The sequence below is a fragment of the Pseudomonas syringae pv. tomato str. DC3000 genome (assembly GCF_000007805.1).
Taxonomy (GTDB): Bacteria; Pseudomonadota; Gammaproteobacteria; order Pseudomonadales; family Pseudomonadaceae; genus Aquipseudomonas; species Aquipseudomonas avellanae.
Genome location: NC_004578.1, coordinates 2,970,768 through 2,986,547, shown reverse-complemented (window position 1 = coordinate 2,986,547; position 15,780 = coordinate 2,970,768). Strand labels below are relative to the sequence as shown.

The window sequence follows — 15,780 nt, the reverse complement described above, 5'->3', positions numbered from 1 at the left end:
ACTAAAAACGGCACCTTCATGGGTGCCGTTTTCATTAACGCTGCGTTGATTTCATTTAACGCTTCGTTCCAGAGTCCTTTTCGCCTCGCCGGCCGCCTGCTCTTGCCCTGCTTTGGACAATGCGTCAGCTGCCTGCAGCCAACGCTGCTGATCGACCCCGGCAGGCAATTGCCGAGGCGACTGAACCAGCACTGCCCAACTGCCGGCGTCTTTCCAGGCAGACGTGAAGCTGCTGAAGCTCATCGAATGGCGACGGTCCATGCCCGCATTCAGCAAGACGGTTTCCTTTACCCGGTTGTAACCGATCAATACGCCATAACGCGGTCCTTTCCAGAGAACAGAACCCTGCGCAAACCGCAGCATCACCGGATACCCCGCCGATACCTGAGCCAGCAGATCCTGCAGTTCGCCACCCAGCGGGTAGACCATAAAGCCGTATTCCCGCGCGACGTTCTGCATGTTCTGCTCTAAACGGTCTTCGCCAGCCGGCAGTTGCAGCGGCTTGTCGAGCAGGCCGGGCGTGGTCTGCACGTGCTGGTTGGCCAGCATGCTTGCTAGCGCGCCCGGCCCGCTCTGATAGGCATTACCGCGAAAGAACGGCACCGAGGTCAGTTCGACCCGGTCCGGCAAGCGTTTGATCTGGGGCGTCACCATCGATGAACAGCCGGCAAGGCCGACGATAAGCGCCAAAACCAGCCACGGACGCCTGGCGCCGGTAGTAGCGGCAAAAAGAGAAAACGACAACATGTTCACTCACTTCAACTGATGCCGAGCAACCCGCGACCCGGCCTGAGTGCCGATCATAGAGCCGTCGGCGATCGGGGTATAGCGTTGTGCAGCAGTCCGCTGGTGTTCACAGCACAAATCGTTCATAGCCCGATGCCATTGGTCAACTAACCGAAACATGCTTCGTACTAGACTGTCAGTTATCAAGACCGCAAGAAAAGCAGGAATGGGGAGGCACTTATGAGCCTGGAACTGACAATAGTGATGCTGATCGCTTCGTGGCTGGCAGTGGCCAGCGCCATGTTATGGGGCGTCATGCGTGTTTCGCGTCGTTATCACCCACGCGGTGTCGAGCCGCCTGCACCACAGCGGCCGGTCGTGGCAAAACCTGTGAAGGCTCATGCTGCCGTCATCAGTTGAAACCTGCCTGCCGATTGGCATGCGCCTGAACAAAACGTGGAATGCAAAACGGTCGATCCGGGTAGCCGGGTCGACCGTTTTTTCTTCAGTGAAACCGTTTATCAGTGAGTGGATGCCTGAGCAGCGGCAGCCTTTTTGCGTCTTGCCTTGCGCACCAGCATGTTCAGGCCTTCAATGGCTGCCGAGAATGTCATGGCAGCGTAGATGTAGCCTTTCGGTACGTGGGCACCAAAACCTTCGGCGATCAGCGTCATACCGATCATGATCAAAAAGCCCAGTGCCAGCATGACCACAGTCGGGTTGTCGTTGATGAACTTCGCCAGCGGGTTGGCGGCAACCAGCATCACGACCACAGCGGACACCACGGCGATGATCATGATAGGCAGGTGTTCGGTCATGCCGACGGCAGTAATGATACTGTCGATGGAGAACACCAGGTCCAGCATCAGGATCTGCACAATGGCCGCGCCCATGCTCAATGCCACAACCGAACCCAGGGCCTTCTCTTCATCGGTCTTGATGTCCATGCTGTGATGGATTTCAGTGGTTGCCTTCCAGACCAGGAACAGACCACCGGCGATCAGGATCATGTCTTTCCACGAGAACGCCTGGTTGAACACCTCGAACACAGGTTCTGTCAGCTGGACGATGTAAGCGACGGTACTGAGCAAGCCCAGGCGCATCACCAGAGCCATGCCGATACCCAGCTTGCGGGCCTTTTCGCGCTGATGTTCCGGAAGCTTGTTGGTGATGATCGAAATGAAAATCAGGTTGTCGATGCCCAGCACGACTTCCATCACCACCAGTGTCGCCAAGGCGATCCAGGCTGCGGGACTTGTCGCCAGTTCCAATAGGTATTCCATAGATCACTGCCCTGCCTGAGCCAATAGTTGTGGGTTAAATGTCTTTATCTGAATTTTTTTCGGTTTCAGCCGAGCTTTGTGGTAGCTCCTGTACCGAAAGTTCCTGTCTGGCCTCATCAAGCGCTTTGGTCGCGGCCTGATGCGTGTCATCAATCGCCTGTTTGGCAGTGTTGGCTGCGGTACCCAGCACCTGTTTAGTAGACGACTCTATCTGATCGCATCCTGCCATTACCAGCAGCGAACAGCTCAACAGCGCAGCGTAAATGGATTTATTCATGGGCTCCTCGATAGGACAGGGCCAGACGGTGTGTCCGGTCCGGCGTTGAGGCGGATTCTAGATATTTTGAAACATAAGGAAAATTCGATTTTATGGGGTGTATACTTCGGTTTTAACGAATCGGCAATCAGTATGCTCAATTATCGACAATTGCACTATTTCTGGGTTGTGGCCAAGACCGGGAGCATTGTGCGCGCCTGCGAACAGCTGAACCTGACAGCGCAAACCGTGAGTGGGCAGATCAGCCTGCTGGAAGCGGCGCTGGGGGTCGATCTGTTCCAGCGCGTCGGGCGCCGGCTGGAAATGACCGAAGCCGGTCGCCTCGCCCTGCCCTACGCCGAACAAATGTTTCAGTTGGGCGATGAACTGGAAAGCCTGCTGCGTTCGCAACCTGACGAGCAGCAACTGCTGTTGCGCATCGGCGTTGCTGATGTGGTGCCCAAATCCATCGTTTACAGGCTGATTGCACCGACGATGGAGCTTGCTGAACCCATTCGCATCACCTGCCGCGAAGACAAACTCGAACGGCTGCTGGCTGACCTGGCCATCCAGCGTCTGGACCTGGTGATATCGGACAGCCCCATGCCGCCGCATCTGGACATCAAGGGCTACAGTCAAAAACTGGGGGAATGCGGGGTCACTTTTTTCGCGACCCGTGAAGTGGCCGAGCGCGTCGGCAGCGACTTTCCACAGTGCCTGCACGGCGCACCGCTGTTGATTCCGGGGCAGGAGACCGTGGTTCGAGGCAGACTGATGCGCTGGTTTGCCGAGCAGAAAATTCAGCCACGCATCATTGGCGAGTTCGATGACAGTGCGCTGATGAAGGCTTTCGGCAAATCCGGCAGCGGCATCTTTGTCGCGCCCAGCGTGATTGTCGACGAAGTACAGGGCCAGTACGGCGTGCAGGTGATTGGCCAGACCGATGCGGTAACGGAGTCGTTTTACGCCATCACCGTGGAGCGCAAGGTCAGGCACCCCGGCGTTGTCGCCATTGCCGAAAGTGCCCGAAACCAGCTGTTTACCGATGCAGGCTAGGCAGCGAGCGGGCCGGGATCACGTTTGATCAGCAAAAGCGCCAGCACAATGGCCAGAACGATGATGCCCGCAGCGGCGAAACCGACGTTACCCAGCCCCAGATGATCAATGACCCTGCCACCGATGAACGCTCCGATGCCGATGCCCAGGTTCGCCCCGGCGATATTCAGCGAGGCAGCGAACGCAGGCGCCTGGGGCGCGGCCTTGATCAGCCGCACGTGACTGACCAGAAACAGCGCCGCCTGGGTGATGCCCCATACCGCCAGCGCGAGTGGCAAGGCAAATACCGAATGAATGCTCGGCACCACGGCAGTCATGCCGACCACCATGAAGGCGCAGAACACCAGACTGGCCATCAACGGATGCCGGTCGACCATGCGCCCGCCCAGCGAGTTGCCGAGCAAACCGACCGCACCAAAGCCCATCAGGCACCAGCCCACCAGATTGCCGTCGAACCCGGCCAGCCGCTCGAGCATGTCTGCCAGGTAGGTATAGGCCGTGAACATACCGCTGAACACCAGAACCGACAGCAGCACATGCCCCTGCATGATCGGACTGCGCAAAATGCCGAATTGCTTGAGGATTGAAACCGGGTTTTTCTTTGCGGCCGTCCTTGGCAGATACACCGCCAGCAACAGCGCCTTGGCAAACGCCAGCCCGGACAGCACGAAGAACGCGCTGCGCCAGCCGAACGCATCCGAAATCAGGGTGCCAACGGGGATGCCGAACACCGTGGCGCAGACAATCCCGAAACCGATGCGGGCAATCGCCCGCCCGGCGAACTCCGGTCCGACGATGTCCACGGCGGTTTCGCTGGCCAGCGCCCAGAACACCGGCAGGCCTAACGCCGGAATCAAGCGCGCGACGCCCATCACCGCAATATCAGGGGCCAACGCAGCCAGCGCATTGGCCAGCCCGAACAGGATGAGGATGCTGATAAACAGACGCTTGCGCTCGAAGCGCGAAAAATACGCGGTCAGAAACGGGCCAAAGGCTGCGACGGTGAACGCAAACAGCGTCAGCAGCAGCCCGGCCTGCGAAACCGAGACGTCCAGGTCGCGGGCAATGGCGGGTAAAAGACCGACGATAACGAACTCTGTGGTCAGCACGGTGAAACCGGCGGCCGACAACAGCAGTATGGGCAACAACATGAAAACTCCAGAACAACGATACAGGTTGCGATGACGGCGCAACCTGCGAGGGATTAAAGCGGGGGGCTAGCGCTTTTCACTATGCACAAATGCCAAAGAGCCCGAAAGACCGGGCTCGTATCCTGATCGACAAGTACGGTCTTTGTGGGAGCGAGCTTGCTCGCGAAGGCAATGGCCGAAATGCCCCATACTCATGGCCTGCACCAGCTCCTTCGCGAGAGTGCGGAGCGCCGCCCCGGTCGCTCCCACAAGACGGGTGGACTTTAGAACTTGCCCATGAAGTCACGTTTGCCGATTTCGACGCCGTTGTGGCGCAGCAGGTCGTAGGCCGTGGTGACATGGAAGAAGAACTGCGGCAAGGCATAGCTGAGCAGGTAAGCCTGACCGTTCAGGCGTTTTTCCTTTTCAGTACCAGGGCGCAGAACGATTTCGATGCTTTCCTTGCCGTCGACTTGCTCGGGCGTGATGCTGCCGATGAACGCGAGCGTCTTGGCCAGCAGTGCCTGCAATTCGGCGAAGGTGGTTTCCGTGTCGTCGTATTGCGGGATCTCGACGCCTGCCAGACGGGCCGAAGCACCCTTGGCGAAATCGACGGCAATCTGGACCTGACGAGTGAACGGCAGCATGTCCGGGAACAGGCGCGCCTGCAACAGAGCGGGCGGCTGGATTTTCTTCTCGGTCGCGTAGGCTTCGGCCTTGGTCAGAACGTCGCTCAGCGCATTGAGCATTTGCTGGAAGACAGGAACGGAAGCGGCGTACAGGGAGATAGACATGACATATCCTGATGTGAGAAAGACGCGATTATAGACCCACCCGGCGCAGAACACCGTGACACTTTTCTGCAGCCGCGCAGATGAGTGCAGCGCACGCTGGCAATAATCCCTGTCAGACCCTACGCTGATCCACCGTCATTACTCAGGGAAGCGTCATGTCCATCGAATCGTCCGCCACCCCAACCACCCCGAATGCCGAAGCGTTGCAGCTCAACAGCACCGAAGTGCGCATTCTGGGCTGCCTGATCGAGAAACAGGCGACCAACCCGGAAACCTATCCCCTGACCCTCAATGCACTGGTCATCGCCTGCAACCAGAAGACCAGCCGCGACCCGGTCATGAACCTCACCCAGGGTCAGGTCGGCCAGAGCCTGCGCGCGCTGGAAGGCCGTGGCCTGACACGTCTGGTGATGGGCAGTCGCGCTGATCGCTGGGAACACAAGGTCGACAAGGGCCTGGAACTGGTGCCTGCGCAGGTGATACTGACCGGCCTGTTGCTGCTGCGTGGCCCGCAAACAGTCAGTGAACTGCTGACCCGCAGCAATCGCATGCACGATTTCGAGGACAGCGAGCAGGTCGTTCATCAACTGGAGCGCTTGATCGCCAGAGGCCTGGCAACGCTGGTGCCGCGTCAGTCCGGCCAGCGCGAAGACCGCTATATGCACCTGATCGGTGACCCTGAGGACCTGCAGGACCTTCTTGCCGCCCGCCAGCAAGCGCCGGAGCGCGGCAACGCGGCAAGCCCTGCTGCCACTCAGCGTCTGGATGAGCTGGAAGCGCGCATCGCAGCACTCGAAGAGCGGCTGGCCAGACTGGAATAAGCTGATGCCTGGCTCACCCCGAGACTAGCCGGCGCGGGCAAATGCCACCGCCTGCTGATACTGCTCATCGGTCGGGCGAATGGCCGGTGTACAGCACGAACTGCTCAAGCGCCTGGATAGCGGCCACCTCATCGCCGCTCACGAGCCGCTTGCCCAGACGACGTGCAGCCTGAATCAACGGTGTATCGGCGGGCGTGGCGACCACATCGAAAATCGTGTCAGCGGCTTCGATTGCCTGCATATCAAACGCCAGTTCATCGCCCTGCGGGCCTTGCATACCCAGCGGCGTGACATTGACCAGCAACGGTGGGCGCGCGCTTCCCAGGTCAGCCTGCCAGCGAAAACCACACGCCTCTGCCAGGCGCTGCCCGGCCTGCTGGTTACGCGCCACGATCAACCCGTCGGTGAAACCTGCATCGCGCAGGGCAAACGCCACCGCTTTGGCCATTCCGCCGCTGCCGCGCAGGGCAAATGCGCTGTGTGGCACGGCATGGCTTTCCATCAGTTGCGCCACGGCAATGTAGTCCGTGTTGAACGCCTTCAAGTGCCCGTCGGTATTGACGATGGTATTGATCGACTGGATCGCGGCCGCTGATACGTCCAGCTCGTCGACCAGCTCGATGCAGGCTTCTTTGAACGGCATCGACACCGCGCTGCCGCGTATTCCCAGTGAGCGTATACCGGCAACAGCTGCCGTCAGGTCATTGGGCGAAAATGTTTTGTAATAGAAGTTGAGGTCCAACTGCTGAAAAAGGTGATTATGAAAACGTACGCCGAAGTTTCCGGGACGTGCGGCCATCGACATACACAGCTGCGTATCCCTGTTGGCGATAACGGGCATGTAAATTCCTCCAGACGGTAATGGCTTGAATCTTCCACAGAAGCGTAAGCTACGCAGTGCAAGCGCCCTGTTGAGCACCTTACATAAAATTTACTCAGCACTTTCGCAGATTCTTACAATTTCGATGTCATAGTGTTATCCCGTGGCAGTGCTTGAGAGTGATGCAGGCGCGCGACAACGGGTTGAGAGCGAGGAACAGTCATGATTCGTCAAATCCCCAAGATCGCCTTGTTTGTAGGTGCCCTGGCCCTTGCTGGCCAGGCGAATGCTGACCGTGGCTGGGGTGGCCCTGCCGTGGTAGGTGCTATCGTAGGCGCTGCCGTTGTCGGGGCGGCGGTATCTTCAGGCCGCGACAGGACGGTGTACGTCGAGCGCGAGCCGGTTTATGTACAACAGCAACCGGTCTACTACGCGCCGCCGCCTGTCTACTATCAGCCGGCCCCGGTTTATCAGGTGGTCGAGCGCTACCCGCCACCGCCACCGCCAGGCTACTACCATCGCTATGGCCCGCCTCCAGGCCCCGGCTATTACTACGGCCCGCCACGCGGTCGCTGGTAACGGAACAAAAAACCCGCCCCTTCAGGCGGGTTTTTTTATGGCTGTGCGCACACCATTGCCTGCGCATGCAAGGCAGGCAACCGCTGTTGTTATCAATGACGACTATTGAGAGCGTCGATTTCTGCCTGGCCTCATTGCCCCTTACAGTAGCGACATGATTGAGGAGGCAGTTATGACCAAGGTACACATCATGTCCGTCGTCGGTAGCGCAGTTCCCGCCACGCTCAGAGCACGGGGCCTGTTGGCCTGCTGGTACCTGATTCAGGATGGCGAGCCGGTCAGCGGCCCGCTGGCATCGTTGCCAGTCGCCGAGGCGCTGTCCAGGCAGATGCAGCCGCACACCCTCAACAGCTGAATGTTCTCGAACTTCGTGCGTTGCTCCGCACATCCCCTTGCCCGCCTCTGTTGATGCGGGTTTTTTTTGCGCTGTGATTTGCTGTTCTGTGCGATATCGCGTTCAGCCACGTTCAGCCATGGCCGCATTGACCTGGCACCGATGGGCCAGTTTCTGCAGGCGCTTTTCCAGGGCCATGAACACCACGCGGTCAGTGCGGCCGCTGTCGAGTTCATCAATAAGGTCATTGGCCACCTGGCGCAGCTCGTGAGCGAGCACCACGCGGTCATCGTTCAGGTCCTGTTTATGGGACTCGAACAGACGGTGCAGATAGTCCTGCAAGGTATATTTCAGACTGTGTCGGTCACTGGCGCGCAGATGAGTCAGGTTCAGGCTGATGCGCCCTTGCAGCTCGCTCAGTTCACCGCACAGATATTGCATGCGCCGGGCGTAGCCCACTTCGCGGTCCCGCAGTTGCTTGCGCGCAACGGCGGCTTCCTGCTTGCGCTGAATGGCTGGCACGGCAACGGCGGCCATCAACCCGACGATCAGACCAATTGCCTGCATCCAGCCCGCCCAGTCAGACGGCCGGGACGTAAAGCCGACGCCCAGCAACAGCACGACAATCAGAGAAGCGACGATCACCAGTACCACGTAATCCTTGCTGACAAACCCCTTGAGCATTGCATGACTCCTTGAATCGGTGACCAGAATGGCTGGAATGCTAATCGGTGCGAGCGTCTCACACCACGACTATTCAATTTACGGGCGGTTTTTAGCTCCAGTGAAAGCGGAACGCCACTTAACCGCGACTTAACGAAATCCATATTCCCGCACTTATTGACGAAACGCCCTATAGCGCCCATCGACACGCATCAAAGTCTGCTCATAAAATGCAGCGTTTTGACGCGATCCATTCCATTACCACACTTTATCGAGTGAGCCTTGCTCTTGAAAATTCGTCTGTCTCTTCTGGGCCTATTATGTGTACTTACCGGCCCGGCGTTTTCCACCACCGCTCTGGCAAACGAATCCGCTGTTCTGAATCGTGATCCTTCCAACCTGCACCTGGCCTCGGGCAGCGCAATGGTCGTCGACTTGCAGACCGACAAGGTCCTGTATTCCAGCAACCCTGACGTGATTGTGCCGATTGCCTCGGTCACCAAGTTAATGACCGCGATGATTGTCCTTGATGCCAAACAATCGATGGACGAAGTCATTCCCGTCAATATTTCCCAGACGCCGGAAATGAAAGGCGTCTTTTCACGCGTCAAACTCGGCAGCGAAATGAACCGCCGGGACATGCTGCTGATCACCCTGATGTCGTCTGAAAACCGCGCGGCGGCCAGCCTGGCGCACAGTTACCCCGGCGGTTATCCGGCGTTCATTCTGGCCATGAACGCCAAGGCCAAGGCATTGGGCATGAAACACACGGCCTATGTCGAACCTACCGGCCTGTCGGTCTACAACGTGTCGACCGCGCGCGACCTCACCAAGCTGGTGATGGCGGCCCGCAAATACCCGCTGCTCAGCGAACTGAGCACCACCGAACAGAAAACCGTCACGTTTCGTAAACCGACCTACATCCTGGGTTTCAGCAACACTGACCACCTGGTGCGCAAGGAAAACTGGGACATCAAACTGACCAAGACCGGCTTTACCAATCAGGCGGGTCATTGCCTGGTGCTGCTGACGAGCATGGCCAATCGTCCCGTGTCCGTGGTGATTCTCGACGCCTTCGGCAAATACACCCACTTCGCCGATGCCAGCCGCATACGCAAGTGGATGGAAACAGGCCAGAGCGGCCCAGCGCCGGAAGTCGCGCTGCAGTACAAGAAAGAGAAGAATCTGGTCATGAAGCAGACCGGCATTCAGGCCAGGGACTGATCAGTCCTGACGCGGTAACGAAAAATGGTCGCGATGCTTGCACATCGCGACCGTTTTGTTTTAACCGAACCGCACTCAGCTGTATTGAGTGACCAGTTTGGTGTTCAGGTAGGCCTCGATGGCCTCGGTGCCGCCTTCGGAACCGTAGCCGGAATCCTTGATCCCGCCGAACGGCACTTCCGGCAAGCCGATGCCCTGGTGGTTGATCGACAGCATGCCCGCTTCGATGTAGGTGCTCAGCGCCTGAGCGGTCTTCATCGAGGTCGTGAAGGCGTAGGACGCCAGCCCGAACGGCACCCGGTTGGACTCGACAATGGCTTCTTCCACGGTGTCGAACGGCACCAGTAGCGCAACCGGCCCGAACGGTTCTTCGTTCATGATGCGCATGGCTGGCGTCAGGCCACTGAGTACGGTCGGCTCGAAGAAGTAGCCCTGTCCCTCGACAGCCTTGCCACCTGCAGAAACGGTCGCGCCAGCACTGACTGCGTCTTCAATCAGATCAACCAGCGCCGGGATACGTCGATCATTGGCCACCGGGCCCATGGTCGTACCCGACTCCAGACCGTTGCCCACTTTGATCTCACGGGTCAGGCCGACGAATTTCTCGGTAAACGCCTGCAACACCTTGCGCTGCACCAGAATACGCGTCGGCGATACGCAGACCTGCCCGGCGTTGCGGAACTTGGCGGTGGCCAGCACGCGAGCCGCCAGGTCAATGTCGGCGTCGTCGAACACCAGTGCTGGCGCATGCCCGCCCAGCTCCATGGTGGCGCGCTTCATGTGCTTGCCGGCCAATGCCGCGAGTTGTTTGCCGACCGGCGTAGAGCCGGTAAAAGTCACTTTGCGAATAACCGGGTGCGGAATCAGGTAGCCGGAAATTTCCGCCGGATCGCCATACACCAAACCAATGACGCCTGCCGGAACGCCCGCATCGGCAAACGCCCGAATCAGCTCGGCAGGTGACCCCGGAGTTTCTTCCGGGGCTTTGACGATGATCGAGCAACCGGCTGCCAGCGCCGAAGACAGCTTGCGCACCACCTGATTGATCGGGAAGTTCCACGGTGTGAACGCAGCAACCGGGCCGACGGGCTCCTTGATAACCTTCTGCTCGATGGACACGCCACGCGACGGCACGATACGGCCATAGCTGCGACGGCCCTCTTCAGCCAGCCAGTCGATGACGTCAGCAGCCGACAGGGTTTCCATGCGCGCCTCAGCCAGCGGCTTGCCTTGTTCCTGAGTCATGATTCTGGCGATGCTGTCCGCCCGCTCACGAACCAGATCGGCGGCTTTCTGCATCAGCTTGTAACGGTCATACGCCGAGGTCGCGCGCCAGGTGGCAAAGCCACGCTCCGCTGCTGAGAGTGCTTCATCAAGATCGGCGATACCGGCATGCGCCACGCTGCCCAGCGACTGGCCGGTAGCAGGGTCTATAACAGGAATGGAGCGACCATCGCGGCTCGCGCGCCATTGGCCATCGATATAAAGCTGTACGTCTGGATACATGAAAATCTCCATAGGTAGTGGAACGAAAACGAATTAGCCGACTGGTCAGGCCTTTTGTTCATGGCCCGACAGCGGCTCTGCGTGTTCTGGATCAAGAAAGCTATAGGGGATGTGGTGATGGTAGTCGAGGTATTGATAATGAACTGCCAGATATCGTTGCAGTGAAATCACAGGGCTGTAAATGCCCACAGGCAATTCAGCACAACGGCGCAAGCAAATGTATCCGGGCTGCCTCCACCTCAAAAGTGGACGGACAAATCTTGAAAACCTTATCAATGGGTGCCTGAACACGTGACTCTTGAATGGACACCCGCGTGGCTTGAAATGTCCTGCTGTCCGTCACCCGTTCAGGTTATCGACAGCTTTGTCGGTCAGGTGCACCCTGCCCTGTGCAGTTAAAAACGGCCCGCGTTGCGCGGGCCGTTCGACACAGGCATCAAGCGGGTAAATTGCCCTGCCCACTCTCGATGATTTTCGCGAAGTTCAGTACGTCCGCCGGGTAGCTGCTGCCGCCCACGCCTCCCGTGTCGCTGAGGTCGGCTTTATTGACCTTGTCGGGCCCGGAGTTGTATGCGCGAAGTGCTGCCCCCATGTCGCCGAACTCCTTGTTCTGGTCTCGCAGGTAGAGCGCGCCCGCCATGATGTTGGTGTGCGAATCGTTGACGTCGTTGCCCAGCAACCCCGGGTTTTGCTGCTGCAATGACTTGAACGTGTCTGCGTTGACCTGCATCAGGCCCGCATCGGCCTTGCCGTTGACATTGGTGGTGGCCGCATTCAACTGACCGCGCGACTCAGCCCATATCTGCCCGGCGATCACGCTGGGCGGCACGCCGGTGGCTTTGGCGGCGTCCATAATGTCGCCTCGATACTGCTCAAGCTGTTGAGGCAAATGCAGCCCACCGCTACCCGTGAGTGAAGTATCCGAGGGCACACCATCGGCCGCGCTCGTTGTTGGCGTGCTGCCCGCGTCGCCTAAACCGCCGTTACCGACACCGGACGTTTCGTCGCCACCGTCACTGCCTGCGAGACTGCTTCCAGTACCGCCGCTCCCGACGCTGTTGCCACTGCCGACGCCTGGCGTTGACGAATCAGTCTGAGGGTTACCGGAAGCATTGTTGTTTTGCATCAGCATCTGCATCAATTGTTTCAGCAGGCTCATGATTTGCTCGACCAGGCCGGACGCCGTATTGCCTGACGCAGCGTTCACACCGCTGGTTGAGGAGTCCGTGCTGTTGGGCGGAGCGAAATTGACCTGCGTCTGCCCTTGATTGCCGAACAACAACGTACTCGGGTCGATAGTCGAATTGTCTCCGCTGCCCAGCCCGTTATGCCCGCCACTCTTTGCGCTCAACGACGAAAAATCGATCGGCAGGGAGTTTGAGTTACGAATAGGTGAAACACCCATGGTCATAGCCAGTTACCTCACTCAAGTGATGGATCAATACCTCCTGGAATGTGCCGTGGCGCGACAGAGGCATAATCGAAATAAAGACAAACACAACTGAGTGGTTCACTGAGTGACTCGGTTCCCCGGAGAATGGAGCTGCTGCTGACAGGGACAAAAAAAACGGTGCCTGTTCAGGCACCGTTTCAACCGCACACGTTTTCGCTGCTACAGAATAGGCTTGCCGCCCGTCACGCCATAGCGCGAACCAGAGATGTAGCTGGCTTCGTCAGAGGCCAGCAGCACATAAATCGGCGAAACCTCGACCGGCTGGCCTGGGCGGCCCAAGGGTGTCTCGCTGCCGAAGGTTTTCACGTCTTCATCGGTCATGGTCGCAGGGATCAGCGGCGTCCAGATCGGGCCGGGAGCCACGCTGTTGACGCGGATGCCCTTCTCGCCGAGCAATTGCGCCAGGCCGCCGGTGAAGTTGGCAATTGCACCTTTGGTGGCGGCATAGGCCAGCAATGTCGGCTTGGGCATGTCGGAATTGACCGAGCTGGTGTTAATGATCGAACCGCCGCGCGGCATGTGCGGGACTGCGGCCTTGCAGATGCGAAACATCGCAGTGATGTTGATATCGAACGTCTTGACCCATTCTTCGTCGGAGATGTCTTCCAACGCCTCATGGGTCATCTGGAATGCAGCGTTGTTGACCAGCACGTCAATGTGGCCGAACTCGGCGACAGTCTTGCTGACGATGTCTTCGCACTGCTGTTTGTGCGCCAGGTCACCGGGCAGCAGCAGGCATCTCATGCCCGCCTCTTCAACCCAGCGCTTGGTTTCCTGAGCGTCTTCGTGCTCGTTCAGGTACGAGATCGCAACCTGCGCGCCTTCGCGGGCAAAGGCAATCGCGACAGCGCGGCCGATGCCGCTGTCAGCGCCGGTGATCAGCGCGATCTTGCCTTGCAGACGTCCTGAGCCTTTGTAGCTTTTTTCTCCGCAATCCGGGTACGGATCCATCCGGCCTTGCTCGCCAGGTACATTCTGGGGCTGACTGGCAAACGGCGGTTTGGGATAGTCTTCATTCATGTGGGTATCTCCTCGAAAAGGGTTTTCGGTCGGTCAGCGAGCCCTGTCGGTGGCGTTACCAGCACGACAGGGCTCACCAGAGGCGCGCGGTCGATCAGCCGTTTGGCTTGAGCACGACCTTGGTCCAGCCATCGTCACGAGCATCGAAGTGCTGGTAGGCAGCCGGGCCTTCTTCTAGCTTCAGGCGATGGGAAATGATCTGCGAAGGCTTGGCGCGATCATGGTGGATCAGCTCGGCCAGGCGACGGTTGTAGGCCTTGACGTTGGCCTGACCGGTACGGATCTGCTGGCCCTTGAACCAGAACGAGCCGAAGTCGAAGGCCATCTTGCCTTCCTTCGCCAGGTCGCTGTGAGCGCCCGGATCCTGCGGTACAAAGACGCCCACGACGCCGATCCCGCCAGTGGCCTTGGTCGAGGCCACGAGGTTGTTCATGGTGACGTGGTTGGCTTCATGACCGTGCCGGTCGCAGCACTGATAACCGACGCATTCGCAGCCGCGGTCGGTACCTCGGCCGTCGGTGAGATTGAGAATCTGGTCAACCGCGCCCTGCTCCAGCGAGTTGATCGGAGTGGCGCCCATCTTCGCTGCAAGCGCGAGGCGATCCGGGTGGTTGTCCACGACAAATACCTGCGACGCGCCTTTGATCATTGCCGAGTGGACGGCCATTAGCCCGACCGGGCCTGCGCCATAGATGGCGACGCTTTCGCCGGGCAACAGGCCCGCCAGCTCGGTGGCGTGCCAGCCGGTAGGGAAAATATCCGAGAGCATCACGTAATCGTCTTCACGCTCGGCGGCGTCTTCGGGCAACAGCAGGCAGTTGAAATCAGCGTAAGGCACGCGCAGCAGTTCGGCCTGGCCGCCTTCGTGGCTGCCCATTTCAGCGAAACCGTAGGCAGCACCTGCGCTGCCGGGGTTTGCGGTCAGGCAGTAACCGGTCAGGCCTTTTTCGCAGTTTTCGCAGAACCCGCAGCCAATATTGAATGGCAGGCAAACCCGGTCGCCCACCTTGACACGGTCCACGCCTGCGCCGACCTCGATAACTTCGCCCATGTTTTCATGACCGAAAATACGTCCGGTCTCGAATGACGTACGACCTTCGTACATGTGCAGATCCGAGCCGCAGATATTGGTGGTCGTCACTCTGACAAGAGCATCTGTCGGCTTCTCTATCTTCGCATCCGGCACGTTTTTGACACTGACGTCGCGCGGACCGTTATAGACGATGGCTTTCATGTAGGGCTCTCCTGACGTGTAAATTTGCGAAGTGAAAAATTCAGTGAAGCTTTTTATGACTCACTGAATGTCTGTCAAAACGAGAGCAGCCCTGTTCAAAGCGATTGCCCCGAGACCTGACGAGTGGTCGTCGGCGCAGGCAGTGCAATGTCGTCATTGCCTTATGTTTTGCGACGGCGCAGCCAGGCGAAGAGGCGCGGCAAGACCTGCAAATAAAGCGCTTGCATGCCCAATCTTATGGTATACCATCATACGAAATACAACAGTGATCGATCCGGGAGTCGTCATGAGTTTTGAAATTCGCAAGATCGTCAATTACACCGAAGAAACCTTCATCGAAGGCGGCAAGGCCACCGACAAACCGGTCACCATGACTGGCCTGGCGGTGGTGATCAAGAACCCGTGGCTGGGTCGCGGGTTTGTCGAAGACCTGAAACCGGAGATCCGCGCCAACTGTTCGGACCTCGGTGAATTGATGGTCAAGCGCCTTACCGATGCCATCGGCGGCGCAGACAACATTGAGGCCTATGGCAAGGCTGCAGTGGTCGGTGCGGACGGCGAGATCGAACACGCTTCGGCGGTGATTCACACCCTGCGCTTCGGCAATCATTACCGTGAGGCGGTGAAGGCCAAGAGTTACCTGAGCTTTACCAACAAACGCGGCGGCCCGGGCACGTCCATTCAGGTGCCGATGATGCACAAGGACGATGAAGGCCTGCGCTCGCACTACATCACCCTGGAAATGCACATCGAAGATTCGCCACGCGCCGACGAAATCATCATCGTCCTGGGCGCTGCCAACGGCGGACGTCTGCACCCGCGCATCGGCAATCGCTATATCGATCTGGAAGAACTGGCCGCTGAAAAGGCTCAGTAACCCA

18 protein-coding genes and 1 pseudogene are annotated in these 15,780 nt (G+C 58.6%); 7 read left to right on the top strand and 12 right to left on the bottom strand.

The window, feature by feature from the left end; translation table 11 throughout:
* Positions 1 to 51 precede the first annotated feature (51 nt).
* Positions 52 to 747, bottom strand: a complete 696-nt coding sequence (locus tag PSPTO_RS13920; protein ID WP_011104148.1) for a peptidase C39 family protein — start codon at positions 745 to 747, stop codon at positions 52 to 54.
* Between the two features lie 219 nt (positions 748 to 966).
* Here PSPTO_RS13920 and PSPTO_RS13915 point away from each other — a divergent pair, with 219 nt between their 5' ends.
* Positions 967 to 1,146 (top strand): hypothetical protein, encoded by a 180-nt coding sequence (locus PSPTO_RS13915; RefSeq protein ID WP_011104147.1) that lies wholly within the window; start codon positions 967 to 969, stop codon positions 1,144 to 1,146.
* 101 nt (positions 1,147 to 1,247) lie between these two features.
* Here the strand turns inward: PSPTO_RS13915 and PSPTO_RS13910 are convergent, their stop codons facing one another.
* A complete protein-coding gene (locus PSPTO_RS13910) occupies positions 1,248 to 2,009 on the bottom strand; it encodes a TerC family protein (protein ID WP_011104146.1) in 762 nt (253 codons plus the stop codon).
* A 34-nt stretch (positions 2,010 to 2,043) separates the two neighbouring features.
* Entirely contained in the window at positions 2,044 to 2,286 is a 243-nt protein-coding gene (locus PSPTO_RS13905) for a lipoprotein (RefSeq protein ID WP_011104145.1), read from the bottom strand.
* A gap of 132 nt (positions 2,287 to 2,418) precedes the next feature.
* Here PSPTO_RS13905 and nhaR point away from each other — a divergent pair, with 132 nt between their 5' ends.
* Positions 2,419 to 3,321 (top strand): transcriptional activator NhaR, encoded by a 903-nt coding sequence (gene nhaR / locus PSPTO_RS13900; RefSeq protein WP_011104144.1) that lies wholly within the window; start codon positions 2,419 to 2,421, stop codon positions 3,319 to 3,321.
* Here nhaR and PSPTO_RS13895 read toward each other — a convergent pair.
* Together PSPTO_RS13895 and PSPTO_RS13890 are read right to left on the bottom strand one after the other, a co-directional pair.
* Entirely contained in the window at positions 3,318 to 4,472 is a 1,155-nt protein-coding gene (locus PSPTO_RS13895; protein ID WP_011104143.1) for an MFS transporter, read from the bottom strand. The two genes, nhaR and PSPTO_RS13895, sit on opposite strands and share 4 nt — an antisense overlap.
* A 263-nt stretch (positions 4,473 to 4,735) precedes the next feature.
* Positions 4,736 to 5,245 (bottom strand): DUF1993 domain-containing protein, encoded by a 510-nt coding sequence (locus PSPTO_RS13890; RefSeq protein ID WP_005762644.1) that lies wholly within the window; start codon positions 5,243 to 5,245, stop codon positions 4,736 to 4,738.
* A gap of 155 nt (positions 5,246 to 5,400) precedes the next feature.
* Here PSPTO_RS13890 and PSPTO_RS13885 point away from each other — a divergent pair, with 155 nt between their 5' ends.
* On the top strand, positions 5,401 to 6,066 hold the full coding sequence (locus tag PSPTO_RS13885) for a YceH family protein (RefSeq protein WP_005762646.1): 666 nt from the start codon (positions 5,401 to 5,403) through the stop codon (positions 6,064 to 6,066).
* Between the two features lie 24 nt (positions 6,067 to 6,090).
* Here the strand turns inward: PSPTO_RS13885 and PSPTO_RS13880 are convergent.
* Positions 6,091 to 6,907 (bottom strand): annotated as a pseudogene (locus PSPTO_RS13880) (shikimate 5-dehydrogenase).
* Positions 6,908 to 7,108: 201 nt separating this feature from the next.
* Here PSPTO_RS13880 and PSPTO_RS13875 point away from each other — a divergent pair.
* Positions 7,109 to 7,465 (top strand): hypothetical protein, encoded by a 357-nt coding sequence (locus PSPTO_RS13875; protein ID WP_003410180.1) that lies wholly within the window; start codon positions 7,109 to 7,111, stop codon positions 7,463 to 7,465.
* Positions 7,466 to 7,637: 172 nt separating this feature from the next.
* Complete coding sequence (locus tag PSPTO_RS13870) at positions 7,638 to 7,820, top strand: hypothetical protein (protein ID WP_005737770.1); 183 nt, start codon at positions 7,638 to 7,640, stop codon at positions 7,818 to 7,820.
* 102 nt (positions 7,821 to 7,922) lie between these two features.
* On the opposite strand, the gene PSPTO_RS13865 is transcribed toward PSPTO_RS13870, so the two are convergent.
* Positions 7,923 to 8,483 carry a hypothetical protein gene (locus tag PSPTO_RS13865; RefSeq protein ID WP_007246013.1) on the bottom strand — a complete coding sequence of 187 codons (561 nt, stop codon included), beginning with the start codon at positions 8,481 to 8,483 and terminating at the stop codon, positions 7,923 to 7,925.
* 261 nt (positions 8,484 to 8,744) lie between these two features.
* On the opposite strand from PSPTO_RS13865, the gene pbpG reads away from it, so the two are divergent.
* Positions 8,745 to 9,686 (top strand): D-alanyl-D-alanine endopeptidase, encoded by a 942-nt coding sequence (gene pbpG / locus PSPTO_RS13860; protein ID WP_010213291.1) that lies wholly within the window; start codon positions 8,745 to 8,747, stop codon positions 9,684 to 9,686.
* A gap of 75 nt (positions 9,687 to 9,761) precedes the next feature.
* On the opposite strand, the gene PSPTO_RS13855 is transcribed toward pbpG, so the two are convergent.
* From PSPTO_RS13855 to PSPTO_RS13835, 5 genes are all read right to left on the bottom strand, one after another.
* A complete protein-coding gene (locus PSPTO_RS13855; RefSeq protein WP_011104140.1) occupies positions 9,762 to 11,192 on the bottom strand; it encodes an NAD-dependent succinate-semialdehyde dehydrogenase in 1,431 nt (476 codons plus the stop codon).
* Complete coding sequence (locus PSPTO_RS13850; RefSeq protein ID WP_285390681.1) at positions 11,117 to 11,329, bottom strand: hypothetical protein; 213 nt, start codon at positions 11,327 to 11,329, stop codon at positions 11,117 to 11,119. The genes PSPTO_RS13855 and PSPTO_RS13850 overlap by 76 nt, the downstream gene beginning before the upstream one ends.
* A 299-nt stretch (positions 11,330 to 11,628) precedes the next feature.
* A complete protein-coding gene (locus tag PSPTO_RS13845) occupies positions 11,629 to 12,474 on the bottom strand; it encodes a lytic transglycosylase domain-containing protein (RefSeq protein ID WP_032640670.1) in 846 nt (281 codons plus the stop codon).
* A 330-nt stretch (positions 12,475 to 12,804) separates the two neighbouring features.
* Complete coding sequence (locus PSPTO_RS13840; RefSeq protein WP_007246009.1) at positions 12,805 to 13,665, bottom strand: glucose 1-dehydrogenase; 861 nt, start codon at positions 13,663 to 13,665, stop codon at positions 12,805 to 12,807.
* Between the two features lie 94 nt (positions 13,666 to 13,759).
* Positions 13,760 to 14,899: a glutathione-independent formaldehyde dehydrogenase gene (locus tag PSPTO_RS13835; protein ID WP_011104138.1), complete on the bottom strand. Its 1,140-nt coding sequence runs from the start codon at positions 14,897 to 14,899 to the stop codon at positions 13,760 to 13,762.
* Positions 14,900 to 15,185: 286 nt separating this feature from the next.
* Between PSPTO_RS13835 and PSPTO_RS13830 the strand changes: the two genes are divergently transcribed.
* Positions 15,186 to 15,776, top strand: a complete 591-nt coding sequence (locus tag PSPTO_RS13830) for an amino acid synthesis family protein (protein ID WP_005762667.1) — start codon at positions 15,186 to 15,188, stop codon at positions 15,774 to 15,776.
* The last annotated feature ends 4 nt before the right edge of the window (positions 15,777 to 15,780 follow it).